Genomic DNA, 21,057 nt, shown 5'->3' with positions numbered 1-21,057 from the left:
TTAGCTGTGCCCCAGCTCCTCAGCAGGCCCGGTCTCCTCGACGGACCCACCATCCCGCTCGGGACGAAGCGACAACGGCTCGACAACCGTCTCGTCCACAACCGGCGCGGCCGGCCGCGGCGGTTTCGGCATGACGGCCGCCTCGGAATGCGCCCCGCACCCGTACGCGAGGGAGACCACCCGGCCGTCCGCCGGGGAGAACTCGTTGGCGCAGACGCCGAACGCCTGGCCCAGGGAGCCGGGCAGCGTGGTGAGGAAGCCGCAGGTCACGCAGGTGGCGGGGGCCGCCTGGGCCATGGGGGTGCGGGCGCCGTAGGCCTCTTCCCAGCGGTCGGCGGCGGTGTGCAGACCGTAGCGGGAGAGCACCCGGGCACGGCGCATGCCCAGTTCCTCGGCGACCGCCGCGATGCTGCCGCGCTCGGGGGCGGGCTGGACGGCGGGCGAGCCCGGGACGACGTCCGCTTCCTCGGAGTCGGCGACGTCGGCGGCCATGCCCTCGGCGACCACGGAGTTCGGGGGCGGGATGTCCTCGCCGGTGAAGCCGGGCTCCAGGCGCAGGTCGTCGGCCTCGGTGGGCAGCAGATCGCCGGGGCCCATGTCGCCGGGGCGCAGCCGCTCGCTCCATGGCACCCACTCGGGCGCGAGCAGGGCGTCGGGGCCGGGCAGCAGGGCCACCTCATCGAGCGTGACGATCTTGGCGCGGGAGGCCCGGGCGACCGTCGCGGCCCAGCGCCAGCCCCGGTAGCCGGGCTCGTTGCAGGCGAAGAGGTGGGTGACGACGCGGTCTCCGTCGGCAACGGCCTCGATGTGCTCGCCGACCATGCCGGGCAGTGCGGCTTCCTCCGCCGCCGCCCTGGCAAGGTCAACCGCCTCGGCGCACAGGCGGTCAGGGGTACGGCTTCGCATCGCAGCACTCACAAGAATCGATTCTCTCTTCCACGCCGTCTCACGAGTGCGCCAGCCGGAGCTGTCCTTGTCCTGTCCGGACGACCGGCGGTGCCGGGGCGGGCGGAGCGGACCTGGGGACCGCGTCGACGTCCGCGCCCGGTCGTTTCGGTCGAGCGCACCTCTTACGTCCCATTCTGCGGGATCGCGCGGAGGCACGCGGCCAAGAACGACCGCCGGTGGCGCGCTACACACGCTACCCCTTCAACGGTGGACGACCCCTCGGTGGGAGCGGCAAATGTCCCCGGCCGCGACCACGGGCCGGTACGCCCCGCGCGGCAGGGCGGAGAAAGTGCCCCCTCCTGGGCGAGTTGGGGCACTATGACCGGATGGCTGCCGCACGGGCGTCGAAGGTGTCGAAGGTGTCGAGGACAGCAGGGAAATCGTCACGGGCCTCGCGCGCCTCGACGCGCGGCGGGGACGGGACCGGCCGGGTCCGCCGGGCGGGCCGGGCCGTCGGCCGAGCGCTGCACCGGCCGTTCACCGGCGCGGCGCGCGGGGTGCGGCGCGCCACGCATGCGCACGGCGCCGGGGAGTCGGGCCTGGGCAAGCTGATCGAGCTGCATGCGGTGAACTCCGCCGGCGACATGCTGATCACCGTCGCGCTGGCCTCGACGGTGTTCTTCTCGGTGCCGACGAATGAGGCGCGGGGCCGGGTCGCGCTGTATCTGGCGGTCACGCTGGCGCCGTTCGCCCTGCTCGCACCGGTGGTCGGACCGCTGCTGGACCGGGTGCCGCACGGCCGCCGGGCGGCGATGGCGGGCGCGATGCTGGCGCGGGCCCTGCTGGCGCTGACGATGTCCGGCGCGGTCGCCACCGGGGGGCTGGAGCTGTATCCGGCGGCGCTGGGTGTGCTGGTGTCGTCGAAGGCGTACGGGGTGGTCCGCAGTGCCGTGGTGCCGAGGCTGCTGCCCCCGCGGATTTCGCTGGTCAAGGCCAATTCACGGGTGACGCTCGCGGGGTTGCTGGCGACGGGGGCGGCGGCCCCGGCGGCGGCCGGGCTGCATCTGATCGGGCCGGGCTGGCCGCTGTACGGGGCGTGTGTGGTGTTCGTGGCCGGGACGGTGCTGTCGTTCTCGCTGCCGCACAAGGTCGACTCGGCGAAAGGCGAGCGCCCGGCCCGGCTGGCGTCCCGGGACGCGGTGGCGCGCGAGGCCGGCGGCGGGCGCAAGCCCGGACTGCGCACGGTCGGGCCGTCGGTGCTGCACGGCCTCCAGGCCAATGCCTGTCTGCGGGCGCTCTCCGGTTTCCTGACGTTCTTCCTGGCCTTCCTGCTGCGGGAGCATCCGCTGGGCGGGCTGGGTCCGGCGGCCTCGCTCGGGCTCGTGGTCGTGGCGGCCGGTACCGGCAATGCGCTGGGGACGGCGGTCGGCGCCTGGCTGAAGGCCCGCGGACCGGAGCGGATCATCGCCGCGATGCTGGGGCTGGCGCTCTGTGCGACGGTGCTCGCGGCGGTGTTCTACCAGGCGGTGGCGGTGGTCGTGGTGACCGCCGCGGCGGCCGCCGCGGGACTGTGCCAGGCGCTGGCGAAGCTGTCGTTGGACGCGATGATCCAGCGCGATGTGCCGGAGGAGGTGCGTACCTCCGCGTTCGCCCGGTCCGAGACGGCGCTGCAGATGTCGTGGGTGGTGGGCGGCGCGATCGGGATTTCGCTGCCGCTGATGGGCACGCTGGGGCTGGCGGTGGCCGCGGGACTGGTGGCGCTGGGCGTGGCGCTGGCCGTACGGGGACTGCTGAGCGCGGCCCGGCGGGGCGGTACGCGCAGCGCCCGGGTGGCCTGACCGGCGACGGGCGGCGCGGCACGCCGCACCCGGGCGTGGCGTGAGCTGAGGCGCCAGATAGCCTGCCCGTATGACCGCTGCGTTGATCTCCTGGGGCAAGGGCCGCCGTGCCGCTGCCGCCATCGGTGCCGTGTCCCTGGGTCTCATCACCCTCTCCGCCTGCGAGAAGCCGACCGCGCTCGCCACCGTGACCGTCGGTTCGTCGACCGTGACGGCCGAGGCCACCCCCGGCTGCGACGGTGACGGCAAGGTCCTGTCCAAGAAGGACGTCTCGGCCTGCCTGACCAAGAAGGGCGGCAAGACGATCACGGTGCACCCCGGTGAGAAGGTGCGCGTCGGCGTCGACCCCGAGGTCGCCAAGTCCGGCTGGATCGTCATCGGTGCCGGCCCGGTCATGCGCGAGCCCAGCAAGCAGACGTACCGCAGCTTCGACGCGGACACGCTCTTCATGCAGCAGAACCCGCAGACCGGCCAGACCACGTACTCCAAGGACGTCACCCTCCAGGTCGCCGAGCTGGGCGCGGGCGAGGGACCCAAGACGATGTGGCACTTCACGCTGAAGCAGGAGAACTAGGAGCGCCGGCCGCATGACGCGGGTGCTGGTCGTCACGGCGGTGGCCGCCGAGCGTGACGCGGTGTGTGCCGTGGCGGGATCCTGCGCGGCGGTGACGCTGCCCGGCGGGCAGGAACTGCGGCGGGCGGCCGGGCTTCCGGTGGCGCTCGACGTGCTGGCCGCCGGCGTCGGTCCGGCCGCCGCAGCCGCCGGGACGGCCACCGCGCTGACCGCCGCCGCCCTCGCCGGGCAGCCGTACGACCTGGTGGTCTCGGCCGGAATCGGCGGCGGCTTCTCCCCCGGTCCCGGCTCCGGCGCGCCGCTGGGGTCGGTGGTGGTCGCGGACGCGATCGTCGCGGCCGACCTCGGCGCGGAGACCCCCGACGGCTTCGTCCCGGTCACCGAACTCGGCTTCGGGACGGTCGCGCACCGCCCCGACCCGGCGCTGGTGCGTACCGTCGCGGCGGCGGCCGGCGCGGCGGCCGGCACCGTCGTCACGGTCTCGACGGTCACCGGCAGCGCGGCCCGCGCCGCCGAGCTGGCGGAACGTCACCCGGGGGTGCTGGCCGAGGCGATGGAGGGTTTCGGGGTCGCCGAGGCGGCCGCCGCCCACGGGGTGCCGGTGCTGGAGATCCGGGCGGTCTCCAATGCCGTCGGCCCCCGCGACCGAGCCGCCTGGCGGATCGGGGACGCCCTCACCGCGCTGACCGGCGCCTTCCGTACGCTCCCCGAAGCCCTCACGGCCCCCGCCGGACCGGCTCCGGAACCTCCCCCACGCTCGGCTTCGCTCACGCGGGGGGACTCCCACGTCCCGAGGAGGGCCCCGTGACCCGGCCGCTGAACATCGCGTACTCGCCGTGCCCGAACGACACCTTCGTCTTCGACGCGCTGGCGCACGGCCGGGTCCCGGACGCGCCGGAGCTGGCGGTCACCTTCGCCGATATCGACGTCACCAACGGCATGGCCGAGCGCGGTGAGTTCGATGTGCTGAAGGTGTCGTACGCGGTGCTGCCGTGGGTGCTCCAGGACTATGCGCTGCTGCCCTGCGGCGGGGCGTTGGGGCGCGGCTGCGGGCCGCTGGTGCTGACCCGGGAGCAGGGCGCGGCGGCGGATCTGGCGGGCAAGACGGTCGCGGTGCCCAGTGAGCGGTCCACCGCGTATCTGCTGTTCCGGCTGTGGGCGGCGGCCGAGGTGCCGGGCGGCGTCGGGGAGATCGTGGTGCTGCCGTTCCACGAGATCATGCCGGCCGTGCGCGACGGCAAGGTCGATGCGGGCCTGGTCATTCACGAGGCGCGCTTCACGTACCAGAACTACGGCCTGTGCTGCCTGGCCGACATGGGCGAGCACTGGGAGCACACCACCGGGCTGCCGATCCCGCTCGGCGCGATCATCGCCAAGCGGTCGCTGGGCGAACGGACGTTGCGCGGTCTCGCGGCGGCGATCCGCAGTTCGGTCCTGATGGCCTGGGACGATCCGGAGGCGTCCCGGCCGTACGTCCTGGAGCACGCCCAGGAGATGGACCCGAAGGTCGCCGACCAGCACATCGGGCTGTACGTCAACGAGTTCACCGCCGACCTCGGCGAGGACGGCTACGCCGCGGTGCGCGGGCTGCTCACCCGCGCCGCGGCCGAGGGGCTCGTTCCGCCCCTCGGCCGCGATGCGCTGAGCTTTGTGTAAGAAGTGCCGGGTGTGACGGCCGCGGGCGGGATGCGCCGGTCCGCGGCCGTGCGCGTCAGACGTCCAGCTGGTCGGCGACGGCGCGCAGCATGCCGGCGATCTTGGCGCCGTGCACCTTGTCCGGGTAACGGCCCCGTTCGAGCTGCTGGGTGACGTTCTCCAGGAGCGTGGTGAGGTCCTGGACGATCGAGGCGAGTTCATCGGGCTTGCGGCGCTGCGCCGCGGCGACCGAGGGGGCGGGGTCGAGCAGTGTCACGGTCAGCGCCTGATCGCCGCGCTGGCCCGCGACCACGCCGAATTCGACGCGCTGGCCAGGCTTGAGTGCGGCTACGCCGTCGGGCAGCACCGACGAGTGCACGAAGACGTCACCGCCGTCATCGCGGGAGAGAAAGCCGAAGCCCTTCTCACTGTTGAACCACTTGACCTTGCCGGTAGGCACGTCTGTCCTCGTCCTCGTACTCGTTGGAAAATAACTGGGCCGGGTCTACTGCGGAATCTGCGGGCTGGCTTCCTCTCCGCCCGGGCGGGGCCGAGGTGGAGAGGTCTGGAGAGCAATGCAGCGGGCCGCAGGACCCGCCACCCCAAGGCTAATGGTCCCAAGGCCGGTGACAAGACGCCGCCGGGTGGATCCTCCGTGCTTCTGGCCCGGACTTACCCTGGTCAGGTGTCTGACGAAACGCCCCTTGCCGGGGATCTGCTGGTCCGAATCGGCGCGATCATGTTCCTAGTTGGCGCAGCGGCCACTCTCGCCACGGTGGCCCCGCTGTTCCTGGGAACCGATCCGCTGCCGTCCGCCTTCTACGGCGTGTGCATGCTGATGGGCGCCGGTTTTCTCGTGGCGGCGGCCGGAGTGATCCGTTCCGTGGTCGCGCAGCGCCGTCAGATGGCGGCGGCTTCGCCCCCGTCCGCCCCCTCCGCCACATAGCGCGCCAGCCAGGACGGAAACTCCGTGAGGTCGCCGAGCACCACCTCGGCGCCGGCCGCGCGCAGTTCCGTGGCGTCACACGGGCCGGTGGCGACCGCGACGGACAGCGCGCCGGCGGTGTGCGCCCCGACGACGTCACCGATGTGGTCGCCGACGTAGACCTGCGCCTGGTGCTTGTCGAGCGCCTCGGCCTTGTCGGCCGCCCACAAGGAGCCGAAGAGGGCGTCCACGTCGAGCCCGAGGTGCGCCAGGTGCAGCTTGGCGTTGGGCTCGTACTTGGCGGTCACCACGATCGCCTGGCCGCCCGCCCGGTGCACCGCGTCGATCGCCTCCCGGGCCCCGGGCAGGGCGGGCGTCGCCGCGACCGCGAACTCCGGATACAGCGACCGGTAGAGGTCGGCGATCTCCGCCACCCGCTCCTCGGGGAACCACCGGCTGATCTCCTCCTCCAGCGGGGGCCCCAGCCGGCTCACGGCGAGGTCGGCGTCGACGAAGGTGCCGGTCCGGGCGGACAGCTCGTGGTAGGCGGCCCTGATGCCGGGGCGGGAGTCGATCAGCGTCATATCGAGGTCGAAGCCGACCGTCAGGGTGTGTGCAGCCATGCCTGCCATTGTGCCTGCGGCGCCGCGCCGGTCACCCGGCCCGGTGCACCGCGCCCGTTCACCGCGGGATCCGCCGCATCCGCCACACCAGGAACAGCGCCGAGGCGACGGCCGCCACCCGCGCCATCACCGGCAGCCCGGCCAGCATCTCCTCCCCCAGCCGGCCCTGGGCGAGGGGCTCGCCCCACCGCCCGTCGAACCGGCCCCACAGCCACACCACCAGGCCGCCGACGACGGTGCCCGGCACACCGAGCGCCGCGAACTTGGCCTCGGCGCGGGTCAGCCGCTGGGAGACGTAGGCGAGCCCCCAGCCGCCCGCCAGCGCGAGCCACGAGCCCAGGGCCGCACCGGCCACCAGCAGCAGCACCGCCAGCGTCAGGACGGGGCTGAGCGGGGCCCGCGCCGGCACCGCCACGACCTCTTCCGCGGCCTCGGCCTCGGCCGGGGGCGCGGGGGCGGCGCGCCGGCGGCCCAGCGCGCGCCGCAGCATACGGGGCAGCGGGCGTTCCGCCGACGCGTCCTCGGCCGTGGCCTGTCCGTCGTCCCCGGCGGCCCCGTCCGTGCCGTCCTTCGTCAGCGACAGCGGGCGCTCGTCCTCGGGCCGGTCCCACATCTCCGGGATCTCGATCCCGCCGACGAACCCGGGCACCGTCTCGCCCGGCCCGAACGGCGCCGGCTCGACCCGCCACCAGTCCGGTGCGTCCTCGGCGTCACCCAGCTCGTCGGCGCCGGCCAGATGCGGGGGCAGGCCGACCGTCGGCGCGGGGTCCGGCGCCCCGCCGCGCGGTGCGGGGACCGAGCCGCCCGTGGACGCCTCGCCGCTCCCGGCCGCCTTGCCCGTCAGTCCGCTGCGCGCGGCCAGGCCGGTGAGTTTGTCGCGGGCGCCGCTCCACCGCCTGGGCGGCTCGGCGGGCCGTGGGCCGAGCGGTACGGCGGGCCCGTCGGCGGCCCCGGCACCCGGCTCCTGCCGCGGCGCCGCGCCGCTCCAGGCGGCCCCCGGCACCCGGTCCTCCGCGCTCCCCGCGGCCGCGACCACCGCCTCCGGGGTGCCCAGCCGGGCCAGCAGCCGCTTCACCCCGGACACCGAATCGGCCTGCCCGCCGTCGATCTCCGCCCGGAGCCCGGTCACCAGCCGCATCCTGGTGGCGGCGGGCAGCCCCCGCTGCTGGGCCAGGTCGCCGACCCGGCTCAGATAGTCAAAGACGAGCTGATCACTCTCGATCCCCACGAAATCCCCTGCGGCGTCCGCTGGTTGCTGCTCCGACGGTACCGCTTCGACCGGCGGCCGGGCCGGAGGCGGCCCGGGGGCGGCGCAGCGGGTGTCTCACGGATCGGGGCGGACCGGGGCGGCGGCGTGCGGCCGCGCGCTCCCCCGTCCTTCCCGGCCCCGCTAACGTAGGACGAATGACCGGTACACCCCGCACCCTCGCCGAGGAGCTCAGGACCCGCACCGACCGCGGGCTCGTCGGGCTGCTGCGGGCACGGCCCGACCTGCTCAATCCGGTGCCGGGCGATGTCACCCAGCTCGCGACCCGGGCCGGGACGCGGGCGTCGGTGGTCCGCGCCGTGGAGCGGCTCGACCGGTTCGTGCTCCAGACCGCCGAGGCGCTGGCGGTGGCGCCCGACCCGTGCCCGTACGACACGCTGGGCGCGCTGATGGGCGGGGACGCCGGGGACCCGGCGGTCGCCGCCGAGCTGCCCCGGGCGGTGGCGGAGCTGCGCGCGCAGGCGCTGGTGTGGGGCCCGGACGACCGGCTGCGGCTGGTGCGGACGGCCCGTGAGCTGCTCACGCCGAGCCCCGCGCACCCGTCGCCGACCGGCCTGGGCCCGACCGTCGCCGAGGCCATGGCGGGGATGTCGCCGGGGCGGCTCCAGGAGATCATCGCCGCGGCGGGGCTGCCCACCACCCACGATCCGGTCACCGCGGTCGCCGCGCTGGCCGGCCTGTTCACGGACCGGGTCCGGATGGCGGCGCTGCTGGACACCGCGCCCGCCGATTCCGTCGCCGTCCTCGACAAGCTGCTGTGGGGGCCACCCTACGGCGCGGTCACCGACCGCCCGGCCCCGCATCTGCAATGGCTGCTGGACCGGGGCCTGCTGATCCCGGCGGGCGCCCGGAATGTCGTGCTGCCGCGGGAAGCGGCGCTGCATCTGCGGGGCGGCCGCGCCCATCACACCCCCGAGCCGGTCCCGCCCGCGCTCTCGCCCGCCACGGAACGCGATCCACAGCTTGTGGACAACGCCGCCGCGAGCCAGGCGTTCACCGCGCTCGCGACCGTCGAGGAGCTGCTCAAGGAGTGGGACCTGGGCGGGCCGGCCGTCCTGCGCGCCGGCGGGATGAGCGTCCGCGACCTCAAGCGGACCGCCACCGCCCTGGACACCACCGAGCAGCTCGCCGCCTTCTGGCTCGAACTCGCTTACGCGGCCGGGCTGATCGCCTCCGACGGCGAGGCCGACGAGCGGTTCGCGGCCACCCCGGCCGCCGAGGAGTGGCTCCAGCTGCCCGACCACGAGCGCTGGGCGGCGCTGGCGGCCGGCTGGCTCGCCGCGACCCGCACCCCCGGGGTCGTCGGCACCGCCGACGCGAAGGGCCGCGCGCTCGCCGCCCTCGGCCCGCACCTCGACCGCTCCCCCGCCCCCGAGGTCCGCCGCCGCGCCCTCGCCCTGCTCGCCGCGCTGCCGCCGGGCACCGCCGTCCCGGCGTCGGCGGTCCTGGCCCGGCTGCGGTGGGAGCGGCCGCTGCGCAGCGGCGCACCGGCCGCGGGCCGGCTGCCGGCCGGCGACGGCGCCACGGCCGCGCCCGGCCCCGACCCCGCCGACGACCTCCGCTCGCGCCTGGCCCAATGGGCCCTGGCCGAGGCCGAGTTGCTCGGCGTGACCGGACGCGGCGCGCTCTCCACCCACGGCCGCACCCTGATCGACAGCCCGTCGGACAGCGCCGCCCCCACCCCCGCCGAGACCACCGCCGCCGCGACCCGCGCCGCCGCCCTGCTCGCCCCGCTCCTCCCCGAGCCCGTCGACCACGTCCTCCTCCAGGCGGACCTGACCGCCGTCGCGCCCGGCCCGCTGCGCCGCCCGCTCGCCGAGGCGCTCGGCGTGCTCGCCGACATCGAGTCCAAGGGCGGTGCGACGGTCTACCGCTTCACCCCCGGCTCCGTGCGCCGCGCCCTGGACGCCGGCCGCTCGGCCGCCGAGCTACAGGAGTTCCTCGCCGCCCACTCCCGCACCCCGGTCCCCCAGCCGCTCGCCTACCTCATCGACGACGTGGCCCGTAAGCACGGGCAGCTGCGGATCGGTGCGGCCGCCGCCTATGTCCGCTGTGACGACGACGCGCTGCTCGCCGAGATCCTCGCGGACCGCCGCGCCGCCGCCCTCCGGCTGCGCCGCCTCGCCCCGACCGTGCTCGCCGCCCAGACCTCCCCCGACCAACTCCTCGACGGCCTCCGGGCGATGGGCTATGCCCCGGCCGCCGAGTCGGCCGCCGGTGACGTCCTGATCGCCCGCGCCGACTCCTACCGCACCCCGCCGCGCACCGCCCCCGCCCCGGTCCCCGACGGCCCGCCGTCCCCCGACCCCACCCTGCTCTCGGCGGCGGTCCGCGCCATCCGCGCCGGCGACCTCGCGGCCACCGCGGAACGCAAACCGGTCCAGGCGCCCGCCCCGGCCCCCGGTGCCCTCCCCCGCACCACCTCCGCCGAGACCCTGGCCACGATGCAGGCCGCGGTGCTGACCAACTCCGCGCTCTGGATCGGCTATGTCAACGCCGACGGAGCCGCCAGCCAGCGCGTGATCGCGCCCGTACGGGTCGAGGGCGGCTTTGTGACGGCGTACGACCACACTTCCGACGAGGTGCGTACGTACCCGCTGCACCGCATCACGGGCGTGGCGGAGCTGGCGGACGACTCGGTCTGAGCAGCCCGGCACATCTGAGTAGGTCTACGGATGGCCTCCCGCCCCCGCGCTCCCCAGGATGGCTCCATGAGCGAGCACGAGCTGTCCCCCGAAGTCCCTGCGCGACCCGCCGACGCCCATCGGACCGCGGGCACCGTAATGAAGGGCGTCCTCGTCGTGGCGGCCGTCGCGGCGGCGATCCTGCTGCTCTACATGGTCTTCTTCGTCGGCGTCTTCGTCATGGCCGGCTCCCGCTGATCAGGGCACCGCGGGACGGCATGCCGGTGCCCGGCCGCCCTTTCCGGACGGCCGGGCACCGGCGGGGATCGGTCCGGCCGCGGCGGGATCAGCGGGGCCAGCCGCAGTGGACATGCGTGGCGTGCCCGGCGCTCCCCGGCCCGAGGACCTCGGTGGCGCCGAGCTTCCGGCAGGCGGCCATCAGGTTCCGGTGTGGTGCGCCGCTGCCGACATGGCGGCCGTTGATGTAGTTGATGTCGAAGGCGAGCCCGGCGTAGTGGCGGGAGCGGCTGCTGTGGTCACCGCCGACGATCTCGGAGACCGCGATCCGGTAGCCGTACCGGGTCCGCAGCTTCAGCATCCCGTTGAGCATCCGGGTGTCCAGGGCGACCCGGCGGTTCGGCCGGTCGCCCCAGCGGCTGGTGAGCGCGCCCTTGCCGTGGGCGGTGTCGACGAGGTTCTGCCGGGCGGTGGACGCGGCGTGCCGGCCGCCGACGTGGGCGGTGGCCGGTGCGATCCCCTTCGTGGCCAGGATCTGCTGCGCCAGCGCGGCCCGGCCGGGGGCAGCGGTGGCGGAGGGGGTGGCCGCGGTGCCCATGAGAGCGGCGAGAGCGGCGGCGCCGGCGATCAGACGCGGGGCGATGGTGCGTACGGACATGAGTGACTCCTTGTCAGGTGAGGGTGGTTGCTGTCGGCACGGCCGCCGCCCGGGCGGCGGGCGCGGTCCCGGCCGCGGTACGGCAAGGGCGGTACCTCCCCGAAAGGGTGATGTCAGGGGCATGGTCGTCTCCCTCGTTTTCCTTGCTGCAACGGCGCATTGAGCCCCTCCGCTCCCGGATTCGCGCAGGCCGGCGCACCCCTGGGCCAGGGGTGGGAACGGAGCGGGGGGTGCGCGGCCCGGTCGGCGGCGCCCCTCAACGATGCAGCACCGGCGGGGGACTTCACTACGATCTGCCGGGCTCCGGCTCATGCATCGATGCAGCGCCCCGATGCACCCTGCTGACCTGCGCTTATGCAGCAGTGAGCGGCCGAGCGCGACAGCTGAGGACATTCGAACGCCCCGGGGGAAGCATGACGGGACCCACCGCACCGGACCGGGACGCGGTCCGCGCGCTGGCGGAACTGCTCAGGACGTGGTGGGAGTTGTCGGCACGGGAGGGCCGGCCGAAGCCCACCCAGCAGTCGCTGGCCGGACGTCTGGGCATCGACCAGACCACCCTCTCCCGCTATCTCAACCCCCGGCACCCCTCCACCGCGCCGCTCAGGACCGTCGAACTCCTCCACACGGTGCTGCGCGCACCGGCCGCCGACCTTCCCCGGGCCCGCGCCCTGGCCGAGGCGGCCGCGGCCGGAGCGGCCCGTAAGTCACCCCGCCCGGCCGGCACCGCCCCGGCGGACGCTCCCGATGCCCCGGCCGCCGGCCCGCAGGACCCGTCCGCCGGACCCCGGTCCCCCGTACCGGTCTCCGCCCCTCCTCCCGCTCCGGTCCCGGCGGCCCCCGTCACCCGCCGCACAGCCGCCACCCGCGCCGTCCTCGCGTTCCTGGGCGTGCTCACCCTCGGCGGCGGTATCGGCCTCGGCTGGGGTGCGCTCGCCCACCGCACCGGCCAGGACGGTCCGCCGGTCGCCGCCGTGGCCGCCCCGGCGGGGCCCACGGCCGCCGGCTGGCCGCTGGCCCGCAAGGGCGATCTGCTGTGGAAGGCCCGTGCCGTCCAGTACCTGCTCCGGGCCCACGGTCATGCCGTCGAGGCCGATGGCGATTTCGGGGTCCGGACGGCGGCCGCGGTGAAGAAGTTCCAGGCCGACCACGGTCTGCTCGCGGACGGCAAGGTCGGCCCGCGGACCTGGTCGCATCTGATCATCCGGATCGATTCCCGGCATGCGCCGCAGCAGGCGGTCGTGGCCCTCCAGTACCTGCTCGACAACAGCGGCACCGCCACCGACATCACCGGCCTCTTCACCCCCTCCACCACCCGCTCCCTGGAAGCCTTCCAGCACGACCGGGCCCTCCCGGTGACCGGCGTCGCCGACCGCGACACCTGGCGGGCCCTCCTCGCCGCACAGGGGCCCGGCATCCATCGCTGACGGCCGCCGCGGCGATGCGGCACACTGGACGTTTGGCCGTATGTGCGGTCGATGTCCGCGGCCGTGATCATCGGCCGGGGGCCGTGGCCGGTCCCGGCGGCCGACGGCCGGAAGCGAAAGGCGAGGCGTGTGAACGGACCCCTCATCGTCCAGAGCGACAAAACGCTGCTCCTGGAGGTGGACCACGAGCTGGCGGACGCCTGCCGGCGGGCCATCGCGCCCTTTGCCGAGCTGGAGCGGGCGCCCGAGCACATCCATACGTACCGGGTGACGCCGCTGGGGCTGTGGAACGCGCGGGCCGCCGGGCACGACGCCGAGCAGGTCGTGGACGCGCTGGTGCAGTTCTCGCGGTATCCGGTGCCGCATGCGCTGCTCGTCGACGTCGCCGAGACGATGTCCCGCTACGGGCGGCTGACGCTGGTCAAGCACCCCGCGCACGGTCTGGTGCTGACCTGCACCGACCGCCCGGTGCTGGAGGAGATCCTGCGGTCGAAGAAGGTGCAGCCGCTGGTCGGGGCGCGGCTGGATCAGGACTCGGTCGTGGTGCACCCGTCGGAGCGCGGGCAGATCAAGCAGACGCTGCTCAAGCTGGGCTGGCCGGCCGAGGACCTGGCCGGTTACGTCGACGGTGAGGCGCACCCCATCGAGCTGCGCGAGGACGGCTGGGCGCTGCGGCCGTACCAGCAGCAGGCCGTGGAGGGCTTCTGGCACGGCGGCTCGGGCGTGGTCGTGCTGCCCTGTGGTGCGGGCAAGACGCTGGTCGGGGCGGGCGCGATGGCGCAGGCCAAGGCGACCACGCTGATCCTGGTGACGAACACGGTCTCGGCCCGGCAGTGGAAGCACGAACTGGTCAAGCGGACCTCGCTGAGCGAGGACGAGATCGGCGAGTACAGCGGGACGAGGAAGGAGATCCGGCCGGTCACCATCGCCACGTACCAGGTGCTCACGACCAAGCGGAAGGGCGTCTACCCGCATCTGGAGCTCTTCGACTCCCGGGACTGGGGCCTGATCGTCTACGACGAGGTGCATCTGCTGCCCGCCCCGGTCTTCAAGTTCACCGCCGATCTTCAGGCCCGGCGGCGGCTGGGGCTGACCGCGACGCTGGTCCGCGAGGACGGCCGGGAGTCGGATGTCTTCTCCCTCATCGGGCCCAAGCGGTTCGACGCCCCGTGGAAGGAGATCGAGGCACAGGGCTATATCGCCCCCGCGGACTGTGTCGAGGTCCGGGTCAATCTGACCGAGTCGGAGCGGCTGGCGTATGCCACGGCCGAGACCGAGGAGAAATACCGCTTCTGTGCCACCACGGCCAGCAAGCAGTACGTGACCGAGGCGCTGGTCCGCCGGCACCAGGGCGAACAGACGCTGGTCATCGGCCAGTACATCGACCAGCTGGACGAGCTGGGCGAGCATCTGGACGCACCGGTGATCAAGGGCGAGACCACCAACGCCCAGCGCGAGAAGCTCTTCGAGGCCTTCCGTCAGGGCGAGATCTCGGTGCTCGTGGTCTCCAAGGTCGCGAACTTCTCCGTCGACCTGCCGGAGGCGACGGTCGCGATCCAGGTGTCCGGCACCTTCGGCTCCCGCCAGGAGGAGGCCCAGCGGCTGGGCCGGGTGCTGCGCCCCAAGGCGGACGGGCACGAGGCGCGGTTCTACTCGGTCGTCGCGCGCGACACCATCGACCAGGACTTCGCGGCCCACCGCCAGCGCTTCCTGGCCGAGCAGGGGTACGCGTACCGGATCGTGGACGCGGACGAGCTGCTGGCGGCCGACGAGGACGTCTGAGTCCGACGGCCGCCGGGCTCAGACCGCCGGGGACCGGCTGGCCGCCGGCTGCCGTGCGGTGCGCGGCGACGGGAGGCCACCGCCGCCCGGAGCCACCGGCGGCCGCCGGGTCCACCAGAACACCGCCGCCAGCAGGGCCAGCCCGAGCAGGGGATACGCGGACGCGAACGGCTGCTGCCACCAGGGGATCCGCAGATCGAGGTCGCCGGTGTGCGGGACGATCCACATCGTGCGGGCGGTGAAGGCCAGGGTGACGGCGGCCAGCAGCGCCCGGCGCCACGGGTCGCGGCGGGTGCGGGCGGCGAGCGCGGCAAGCAGCGGCACGCACCAGACCCAGTGGTGGGACCAGCTGATCGGCGAGACCAGCAGCGCCGTGACGGCCGTACACAGCACGCCCCAGCCGTCCAGGCCGCGGCGCAGACAGACCCGGCGGGCGGCCCAGAGCCCGGCGGCCGCGGCGAGCAGCGCGGGCACCATCCACAGGAGGCCGGGCTCCGGCTGGTGCAGCACCCGGGTGATCAGGCCCTGGAGGGACTGGTTGTCGACGATCCAGACCTTGCCGACCCGGCCGGTCTCGAACATCCGCCGGGTCCAGAACTCGATGCTGGCCTCGGGCAGCACCAGCCAGCCCACCAGCACCGAGAACAGGAATCCGGCGAGCGCCGTGCAGGCGGCCTTCACCCGGCCGGTGACGAGCAGGTAGACGGCGAAGAGCGCGGGGGTGAGTTTGATGCCGGCCGCGATGCCGGTGGCGAACCCCTTGAAGCGCGCGCCGTCCGGACGGGAGAGGTCCCACAGGACCAGGCAGGTCAGCGCGAGGTTGACCTGCCCGAAGACGAAGGTCTGGAAGACCGGCTCCAGCCAGAGGCCGAGCGCGGTGGCGGCCAGCAGGACGGGCGCGGTGTGGGCGGCCCTGCGCAGGCCGGCGGCCTTGCAGGAGAGGTGGATCAGCAGCGCGAGCAGCGCCGCGTTGACGAGCACGCAGACGACCTTGAGCGTGCCGAGCGAGACCCAGGTGGTCGGTATGAAGAGCAGGGCGGCGAAGGGCGGGTAGGTGGCCGGAAGTGCCCACTTGGTGACCGTGAAGCCGTAGAGATCACCGCCGGTGGCGGCAGCCTCACCCTCGGCCCGGTAGACCGCTATATCGGACATCGGCAGCGGCTGGACCTGGTAGAGCACCCAGAGTCCGGCGAAGGACACCAGGAGCAGCGCCGTGGCGAGCGCCAGCCGGCCGGGATGGGCGGTGCTCTGCGCCCAGGTGCGTCTCCACGTCCATGTCCCCTCGGCGGCAGACACCCGCTGACCCCTCCCCGTTGCCTTGAGCGCGCCTACCGCGGTGACGCTAGTGGATCGAGGCCGGCCGTCCGTTACGGTTTCCGGTCATCCGGATGTCGACGCGGGGGCCGGCTTCGCGCGCCCGATCGCGCGTGTGGTGTGCATGATCCGTACGTGCCTGGGCGGCACGCGTGTGATGCGCTTCTTGCCCCGTATTGTGCGCCGCGCGGGCGCACAAGGGCGGCCGGGGCACGCGCTCAGCTCCATGAGGCGGGGCCGCGGCATCAGTCGTCCGCGTACTCGCCCATGACGACGACGCTGAACGCGGCCGAGGCGAAGACCTTGATCGCGCGGAGGGCGTTGCCCACGACATAGCGGTGCTCATGGGCCGCCGCCGGATCGCGCCCGGGGTCGACACCGAGGGCGGTGGCGCCCTTGGCCGGGTGGAGGGAGACGGGGTGGACAGGGCCTGGGGGAATCGCTGCGCTGCTCATGACTCCATGATGAATTTCACGCGATTGCAGCACATCGGTCCATAGGTCCATCCCTGTGGGCCGGATGTCCGTCTTCAGGCCCACTCCGCCCCCTACGGGAGACCGATGCCGCCGTCGCGCCGGAGACCGCCGCGGCCCGTCGTAAATCCGTTGGCGCCCTCATGAGCCGCTGACTACAATCGCGCGTCTGCCTGCCTCCCGTCGAGGAGTGCCGCCGACCGGTCGGAAACCGGCCGGCCCTTCGCTTCACGCCGCTGACCCGCACACGCAGGACCCGCGCTGTGCACCGACACCGGCCCGCCGCGCCCGCGCTCACCGGCGCGCGCCCGCCGACGTACCCGCCCCGGAGGCAACGCCGTGCCCTCGCACGCCCCCCGCCCGACCACGGAGCCGCGCACCCAAAGCTCCCACCCCCAGCCGGCCACCGACGACCCGCTCCTGCGCGAAAAGGCCCACCTCGCCGCCTCCCGCTCCGCCCTGCGCGCGATGCGGGCCGACGCCGAGGCGCTGAACATCGCCGATGTCACCGCGAACTGGGTCAACGCCGAGGTCCTCCAGGGCGAGGTCGACGCCCGGATCAAGGCGCTCGCCGACCTCTCGCACACCCCGCTCTTCTTCGGCCGCCTCGACTATCTCCACGCGCCCGGCCTCGAACTGGCCGAGGGGTCCGAGGGAGAGAACTTCTACATCGGCCGGCGGCACGTCCACGACGCCGACGGCGACCCCATGGTCATCGACTGGCGCGCGCCCGTCTCCCAGCCGTTCTACCGGGCCTCCAAGAAGGACCCGATGGACCTCAAGCTGCGCCGCCGCTTCGGCTACACGGGCGGTGAACTGACCGCGTACGAGGACGAGCACCTCACCGACCCGGCCGAGGCCGCCCGGACCAGCGCCCTGCTCCAGTCGGAGATCGAGCGTCCGCGCGTCGGCCCCATGCGGGACATCGTCGCCACCATCCAGCCGGAGCAGGACGAGATCGTGCGGGCCGGCATCGGCGGCTCGGTCTGCGTCCAGGGCGCGCCGGGCACCGGAAAGACGGCAGTCGGTCTGCACCGGGTCGCGTATCTGCTCTATGCGCACCGCGAGCGGCTGGCCCGCTCCGGCACCCTCGTCATCGGCCCGAACCGCTCCTTCCTGCACTACATCGAGCAGGTGCTGCCGGCCCTCGGCGAGCTGGAGGTCAAGCAGGCCACGGTCGACGACCTGGTCGGGCATGTGGAGGTACGCGGTACGGACGAGGCGGCCGCCGCGACCGTCAAGGGCGACGCCCGGATGGCGGAGGTGCTGCGGCGGGCGGTCCGCTCGCACATCACGCTGCCGCAGGAGCCCTGTGTGGTCGTCCGCGGCTCCCGCCGCTGGCGCGTACCCGCCTATGAACTCGAAGAGATCGTCCAGGAGTTGCGGGACCGCGAGATCCGCTACGGCGCGGCCCGGGAGGCCCTGCCGCAGCGGATCGCCCATGCCGTGCTGGTGCGGATGGAGCAGGCGGGCGAGGCGCCGGACGACCGGGTGCAGGACGCGGTGGCCCGTAACGCCGCCGTGAAGGCCGCGGTCAAGGCGGTCTGGCCGCCGGTCGACCCGGCGAAGCTGGTGCTGCGGCTGCTGGGTGACGCGGACTTCCTCGCCGAGCAGGCCGAGGGCATTCTGACCCCCGAGGAGCAGAAGACGATCCTGTGGCCCAAACCGGCCCGCAGCGTGAAGAGCGCCAAGTGGTCCGCCGCGGACGCGGTGTTGATCGACGAGGCGACGGACCTGATCACGCGCACCCCGTCGCTGGGCCATGTGGTCCTCGACGAGGCCCAGGACCTCTCCCCCATGCAGTACCGCGCGGTCGGCCGCCGCTGCACGACCGGCTCCGCGACCATCCTCGGCGACATCGCCCAGGGCACCACCCCCTGGGCCACCGACACCTGGGAGGAGGCGCTGACCCACCTCGGCAAGCCCGGTTCGGCCGTCGAGGAACTCACCCAGGGCTTCCGGGTGCCGCGCGAGGTCATCGCCTATGCCTCCCGGCTGCTGCCCGCCATCGCCCCCGACCTGACGGAGGCCACCTCGATCCGTGAGGCGGCGGGCGACTTCGCGATCCGTCCGGTCGACCCGGCCGCCCTGACCGCCGCCACCCTCACGGCCTGCGACGACGCACTGGCGAAGGAGGGCTCGATCGGCCTGATCGCCGCGGAGGCCCGGATTCCGGAGCTGCGCACGGCCCTGGAGGCGGCGGGTGTGACCTGCCTGGCCCCCGGCGAGGAGACCTCGGCCGAGGCCCGGCTGACGCTGGTACCCGCCACGCTCGCCAAGGGTCTGGAGTACGACTACGTGGTCCTGGACGAGCCCGCCGCGATCGTCGACGGCGAACCGGACGAACGGACCGGCCTGCGCCGCCTGTACGTCTGCCTGACCCGGGCGGTCTCCGGTCTGACGGTGGTCCACGCGGCGGCACTGCCGGAACAACTGGCCGACCGCTGAGGGGCCCTGCGAGCAGCCGCCGCGGTCGCCTGACGCGACGGCGTCAGGCGACCTTGGCGCAGATCATGGTCGTGCCGTCGTAGACATTCCAGGAGTAGCGGTAGCGGCCCGGGTCCCCCGGGCAGGCGCCGGTGCCCGCCGAGGCCCGCATAACGGCCGTGACCTGCATGATGTAGTCGAACTCCCGGGGCACCCGGTCGGCGCTGCAGTTCCACGCGGTGAGCAGGTTCGCCGGCCCGGGGCGGCCGCCCCGGGCCTTGGCCAGGAAGCACTGCCCCTTGCGGAACTGCCGCTCCACACACAGGTTGGTGGACGAGGAGCCCGTCCCGCTGTGCCACCAGCCGCCACGTCCGCCGCCGGACGGACAGCTCCCTGCCCCGGCCACCCGCAGCACCCGCAGATACGCACTGGCGGCACCGCAGCCGACCCGCACCGGCGCCGAACGGCTCCAGTTGCCGTAGCCGTCCTGGTACGCATCGAGGCAGTCGCCGCTCCGTACGGCCGCGAAGGCGGCATCGACCGGGCTGGGGGTACGGGACGCGGCAGTCGTCGGCCGCGAACCGGCCCCGCCGCTGGTGGACGTACCACTCGACGTCCCGGAGCTCGACCCGCCACTGGAGGACGAACTGCCCGACGCCCCCGAGCTCGTCCCGCCACTTGAGTACGTACCGCTCGACGACCCCGAACCGGTCCCACCGCTGGAGTACGTACCACTGGATGTACCGCTCGACGAGCCGGAGGTGTCCGCGGCTTGCCAGGGCTTCCACAGGAAGACCACGAACGCGATGCACAGGAGCACCGGCCAGAAACAGCCACTGCTGGACGAGGAGTTGGCGGTCTGCGGGGTGGGCGACGTCTTGGCCGAGGCGGACGCGGCGGGCTTCGACGGGGCCGCCGAGGCCCGGGCCCGCTTCTCCCGCAACGCCTCCTGGGCGCGCTTCTGCCGCTCCCGCTCGGCCCGCTCCCGGCGCTGTTTCTCCGCGGCCTGCGCGGTCGCCCGCGCCCTGGCCTGCGCCCGCTTGCGCTCCTCCGCCGCCTTGCGCTCCTCCGCCGCCTTCCGCGCCCGTTCCCTGCGCTCTCGCTCCTTGCGCGCCTCGCGCTCCCGCTGCTCCTCCTCCTGCTTCTGCCGCGCCGCCCGCTCCTCCTGCTTCCGGCGCGCGGCCCGCTCCTCGGTGTAGACGCGGGTGGGCCCGGGCGGCGGGACCTGTTGCGTCCACTCGTCGGCGGCGGGCGGCTGCGCGTCCGCGGTCTTGCGCAGGGCCCGCCCATGCGCCTCGTACTTCTCGATCAGCGCGGTCCACCGCGGCGGCAGCCAGCGCTCACCGCGCCGCGAGGTCGGCATCCGGTCGAGTTCCTCCAGGAACTGCCGCAGCACATCGGCGGGTTCGGGCCGCTCAGCCGGATCGGCGGCCAGACACGGGCGGATCAGCGCGGTCAGCTCCCGGGGCAGCCCGGTCAGATCGAGCGCACCGCGCTGTACGAGCGTCAGCAGCCGGATCGTGTCGTCGGTTTCGGGGTACGGCGGGCGGCCGACGGCCAGATAGAAGAGCGTCGCGCCCAGCGAGTACACGTCGGACGCCGTGGTGGACTGCTCGGCACGGGCCTGCTCCGGCGACGTGAAGGCGACGGTGCCCAGCGTCAGCGTCGTCCGCGTGATGTCGTTGGCGTGCGAGATGCCGAAGTCGATGAGCCGGGGCCCGGCCAGCGGCAGCAGGATGTTCTGGGGCTTGACGTCCCGGTGGACGATGCCCTCGTCATGCAGGATCACCAGGGCCTGCGCGGTACCCGCCGCGATCCAGCGCACCGCGGAGCCGGGCAGCCGTCCCGCGCTGCGGACGAGTTCGGAGAGCGCGGGCGCCGGTATGTACTCGATGGCCATCCAGGGCAGTTCGGCGTCCGGATCGGCGTCGCGCACCCGGGCCGTATAGACGCTGTCGATCCGCCGGGCCAGCGTCACCTCGCGGGCGAACCGCCGCCGGTCGGTGTCGCTGACGACGCCCTCGGCGAGCAGCGTCTTGACCGCGGCCAGCGACCCGTCGGCCGTGGAGCGCGCCAGATAGATCCGCCCCATACCGCCGGAGCCGAGCCGCCCCAGCATCCGGTAAACGCCGAGCCGCCGCGGGTCGTCACCACCGAGCGGCTTGACTCCCATACCCGTCATGCCGTGTCACCCTCCCCCTGGTCCCCCCACCGTGACACTCGTCAAACAGTGCCACGCCAAAGGGAGTTGAGGAAGCGGGCCGGGCGGGGCGCAGGTGGGCCCGATGGGGCCCTTTCCCTACGGAGGCCGCGCCTCTCCGCGTCGTCGAATGCCCGGCCCGCTCAGCCCCGCCGAATCCTCGGC

General features: G+C 74.0%; 18 protein-coding genes. 10 read left to right on the top strand and 8 right to left on the bottom strand.

The window, feature by feature from the left end; all coding sequences use genetic code 11:
* On the bottom strand, nucleotides 1-906 hold the full coding sequence (locus TU31_RS00640) for a DUF3027 domain-containing protein (RefSeq protein WP_042147223.1): 906 nt from the start codon (nucleotides 904-906) through the stop codon (nucleotides 1-3).
* Nucleotides 907-1,274: 368 nt separating this feature from the next.
* Between TU31_RS00640 and TU31_RS00635 the strand changes: the two genes are divergently transcribed.
* From TU31_RS00635 to TU31_RS00620, 4 genes are all read left to right on the top strand, one after another.
* Complete coding sequence (locus tag TU31_RS00635) at nucleotides 1,275-2,726, top strand: MFS transporter (RefSeq protein WP_306304245.1); 1,452 nt, start codon at nucleotides 1,275-1,277, stop codon at nucleotides 2,724-2,726.
* A gap of 70 nt (nucleotides 2,727-2,796) precedes the next feature.
* On the top strand, nucleotides 2,797-3,300 hold the full coding sequence (locus TU31_RS00630) for a hypothetical protein (protein WP_042147220.1): 504 nt from the start codon (nucleotides 2,797-2,799) through the stop codon (nucleotides 3,298-3,300).
* Nucleotides 3,301-3,313: 13 nt separating this feature from the next.
* Complete coding sequence (locus TU31_RS00625; RefSeq protein WP_042147218.1) at nucleotides 3,314-4,108, top strand: futalosine hydrolase; 795 nt, start codon at nucleotides 3,314-3,316, stop codon at nucleotides 4,106-4,108.
* The gene (locus TU31_RS00620; RefSeq protein ID WP_042147216.1) at nucleotides 4,105-4,956 is read left to right on the top strand and encodes a 1,4-dihydroxy-6-naphtoate synthase; all 852 of its coding nucleotides are present in this window, start codon (nucleotides 4,105-4,107) and stop codon (nucleotides 4,954-4,956) included. The genes TU31_RS00625 and TU31_RS00620 overlap by 4 nt, the downstream gene beginning before the upstream one ends.
* A gap of 55 nt (nucleotides 4,957-5,011) precedes the next feature.
* On the opposite strand, the gene TU31_RS40170 is transcribed toward TU31_RS00620, so the two are convergent.
* Entirely contained in the window at nucleotides 5,012-5,395 is a 384-nt protein-coding gene (locus TU31_RS40170; RefSeq protein ID WP_018089689.1) for a cold-shock protein, read from the bottom strand.
* A 225-nt stretch (nucleotides 5,396-5,620) separates the two neighbouring features.
* On the opposite strand from TU31_RS40170, the gene TU31_RS36310 reads away from it, so the two are divergent.
* Entirely contained in the window at nucleotides 5,621-5,881 is a 261-nt protein-coding gene (locus TU31_RS36310) for a hypothetical protein (RefSeq protein ID WP_078885552.1), read from the top strand.
* Here the strand turns inward: TU31_RS36310 and TU31_RS00610 are convergent.
* Together TU31_RS00610 and TU31_RS00605 are read right to left on the bottom strand one after the other, a co-directional pair.
* Nucleotides 5,836-6,483, bottom strand: a complete 648-nt coding sequence (locus TU31_RS00610; RefSeq protein WP_042147210.1) for an HAD family hydrolase — start codon at nucleotides 6,481-6,483, stop codon at nucleotides 5,836-5,838. The two genes, TU31_RS36310 and TU31_RS00610, sit on opposite strands and share 46 nt — an antisense overlap.
* 58 nt (nucleotides 6,484-6,541) lie before the next feature.
* Entirely contained in the window at nucleotides 6,542-7,711 is a 1,170-nt protein-coding gene (locus TU31_RS00605; protein ID WP_042147206.1) for a hypothetical protein, read from the bottom strand.
* Nucleotides 7,712-7,887: 176 nt separating this feature from the next.
* On the opposite strand from TU31_RS00605, the gene TU31_RS00600 reads away from it, so the two are divergent.
* Both TU31_RS00600 and TU31_RS38405 read left to right on the top strand, forming a co-directional pair.
* A complete protein-coding gene (locus TU31_RS00600) occupies nucleotides 7,888-10,395 on the top strand; it encodes a helicase C-terminal domain-containing protein (protein WP_042147203.1) in 2,508 nt (835 codons plus the stop codon).
* Between the two features lie 66 nt (nucleotides 10,396-10,461).
* Nucleotides 10,462-10,632, top strand: coding sequence for a hypothetical protein (locus TU31_RS38405; protein ID WP_018089693.1), 171 nt, complete (start codon nucleotides 10,462-10,464; stop codon nucleotides 10,630-10,632).
* An 88-nt stretch (nucleotides 10,633-10,720) separates the two neighbouring features.
* Here the strand turns inward: TU31_RS38405 and TU31_RS00595 are convergent, their stop codons facing one another.
* Nucleotides 10,721-11,269, bottom strand: coding sequence for a hypothetical protein (locus TU31_RS00595; RefSeq protein WP_042147200.1), 549 nt, complete (start codon nucleotides 11,267-11,269; stop codon nucleotides 10,721-10,723).
* Nucleotides 11,270-11,682: 413 nt separating this feature from the next.
* Between TU31_RS00595 and TU31_RS40165 the strand changes: the two genes are divergently transcribed.
* A complete protein-coding gene (locus tag TU31_RS40165) occupies nucleotides 11,683-12,696 on the top strand; it encodes a peptidoglycan-binding protein (RefSeq protein ID WP_052718792.1) in 1,014 nt (337 codons plus the stop codon).
* 129 nt (nucleotides 12,697-12,825) lie between these two features.
* Entirely contained in the window at nucleotides 12,826-14,478 is a 1,653-nt protein-coding gene (locus TU31_RS00585; protein ID WP_042149683.1) for a DNA repair helicase XPB, read from the top strand.
* A gap of 18 nt (nucleotides 14,479-14,496) precedes the next feature.
* Here TU31_RS00585 and TU31_RS00580 read toward each other — a convergent pair whose 3' ends face one another.
* Together TU31_RS00580 and TU31_RS00575 are read right to left on the bottom strand one after the other, a co-directional pair.
* The gene (locus tag TU31_RS00580) at nucleotides 14,497-15,774 is read right to left on the bottom strand and encodes a glycosyltransferase 87 family protein (RefSeq protein ID WP_052718791.1); all 1,278 of its coding nucleotides are present in this window, start codon (nucleotides 15,772-15,774) and stop codon (nucleotides 14,497-14,499) included.
* Nucleotides 15,775-16,037: 263 nt separating this feature from the next.
* Nucleotides 16,038-16,247, bottom strand: coding sequence for a hypothetical protein (locus TU31_RS00575; RefSeq protein WP_042147198.1), 210 nt, complete (start codon nucleotides 16,245-16,247; stop codon nucleotides 16,038-16,040).
* Nucleotides 16,248-16,604: 357 nt separating this feature from the next.
* Between TU31_RS00575 and TU31_RS00570 the strand changes: the two genes are divergently transcribed.
* Complete coding sequence (locus TU31_RS00570) at nucleotides 16,605-18,713, top strand: HelD family protein (protein WP_042147195.1); 2,109 nt, start codon at nucleotides 16,605-16,607, stop codon at nucleotides 18,711-18,713.
* Between the two features lie 43 nt (nucleotides 18,714-18,756).
* On the opposite strand, the gene TU31_RS35740 is transcribed toward TU31_RS00570, so the two are convergent.
* Nucleotides 18,757-20,874 (bottom strand): serine/threonine-protein kinase, encoded by a 2,118-nt coding sequence (locus TU31_RS35740; protein ID WP_078885478.1) that lies wholly within the window; start codon nucleotides 20,872-20,874, stop codon nucleotides 18,757-18,759.
* Between the last annotated feature and the right edge of the window lie 183 nt (nucleotides 20,875-21,057).

The organism is Streptomyces lydicamycinicus (assembly GCF_000829715.2).
GTDB lineage: Bacteria > Actinomycetota > Actinomycetes > Streptomycetales > Streptomycetaceae > Streptomyces > Streptomyces lydicamycinicus.
The sequence above is the reverse complement of the archived record's forward strand: the minus strand, read 5'-3'. Positions and strand labels throughout refer to the sequence as shown.

Excerpts from the sequence above, each read along its gene's own strand:
- TU31_RS00640 (WP_042147223.1), bottom strand. The coding sequence starts at position 906 with ATGCGAAGCCGTACCCCTGACCGCCTGTGCGCCGAGGCGGTTGACCTT.
- TU31_RS00635 (WP_306304245.1), top strand. The coding sequence starts at position 1,275 with ATGGCTGCCGCACGGGCGTCGAAGGTGTCGAAGGTGTCGAGGACAGCA.
- TU31_RS00630 (WP_042147220.1), top strand. The coding sequence starts at position 2,797 with ATGACCGCTGCGTTGATCTCCTGGGGCAAGGGCCGCCGTGCCGCTGCC.
- TU31_RS00625 (WP_042147218.1), top strand. The coding sequence starts at position 3,314 with ATGACGCGGGTGCTGGTCGTCACGGCGGTGGCCGCCGAGCGTGACGCG.
- TU31_RS00610 (WP_042147210.1), bottom strand. The coding sequence starts at position 6,483 with ATGGCTGCACACACCCTGACGGTCGGCTTCGACCTCGATATGACGCTG.
- TU31_RS00600 (WP_042147203.1), top strand. The coding sequence starts at position 7,888 with ATGACCGGTACACCCCGCACCCTCGCCGAGGAGCTCAGGACCCGCACC.
- TU31_RS38405 (WP_018089693.1), top strand. The coding sequence starts at position 10,462 with ATGAGCGAGCACGAGCTGTCCCCCGAAGTCCCTGCGCGACCCGCCGAC.
- TU31_RS00595 (WP_042147200.1), bottom strand. The coding sequence starts at position 11,269 with ATGTCCGTACGCACCATCGCCCCGCGTCTGATCGCCGGCGCCGCCGCT.
- TU31_RS40165 (WP_052718792.1), top strand. The coding sequence starts at position 11,683 with ATGACGGGACCCACCGCACCGGACCGGGACGCGGTCCGCGCGCTGGCG.
- TU31_RS00575 (WP_042147198.1), bottom strand. The coding sequence starts at position 16,247 with ATGAGCAGCGCAGCGATTCCCCCAGGCCCTGTCCACCCCGTCTCCCTC.
- TU31_RS35740 (WP_078885478.1), bottom strand. The coding sequence starts at position 20,874 with ATGACGGGTATGGGAGTCAAGCCGCTCGGTGGTGACGACCCGCGGCGG.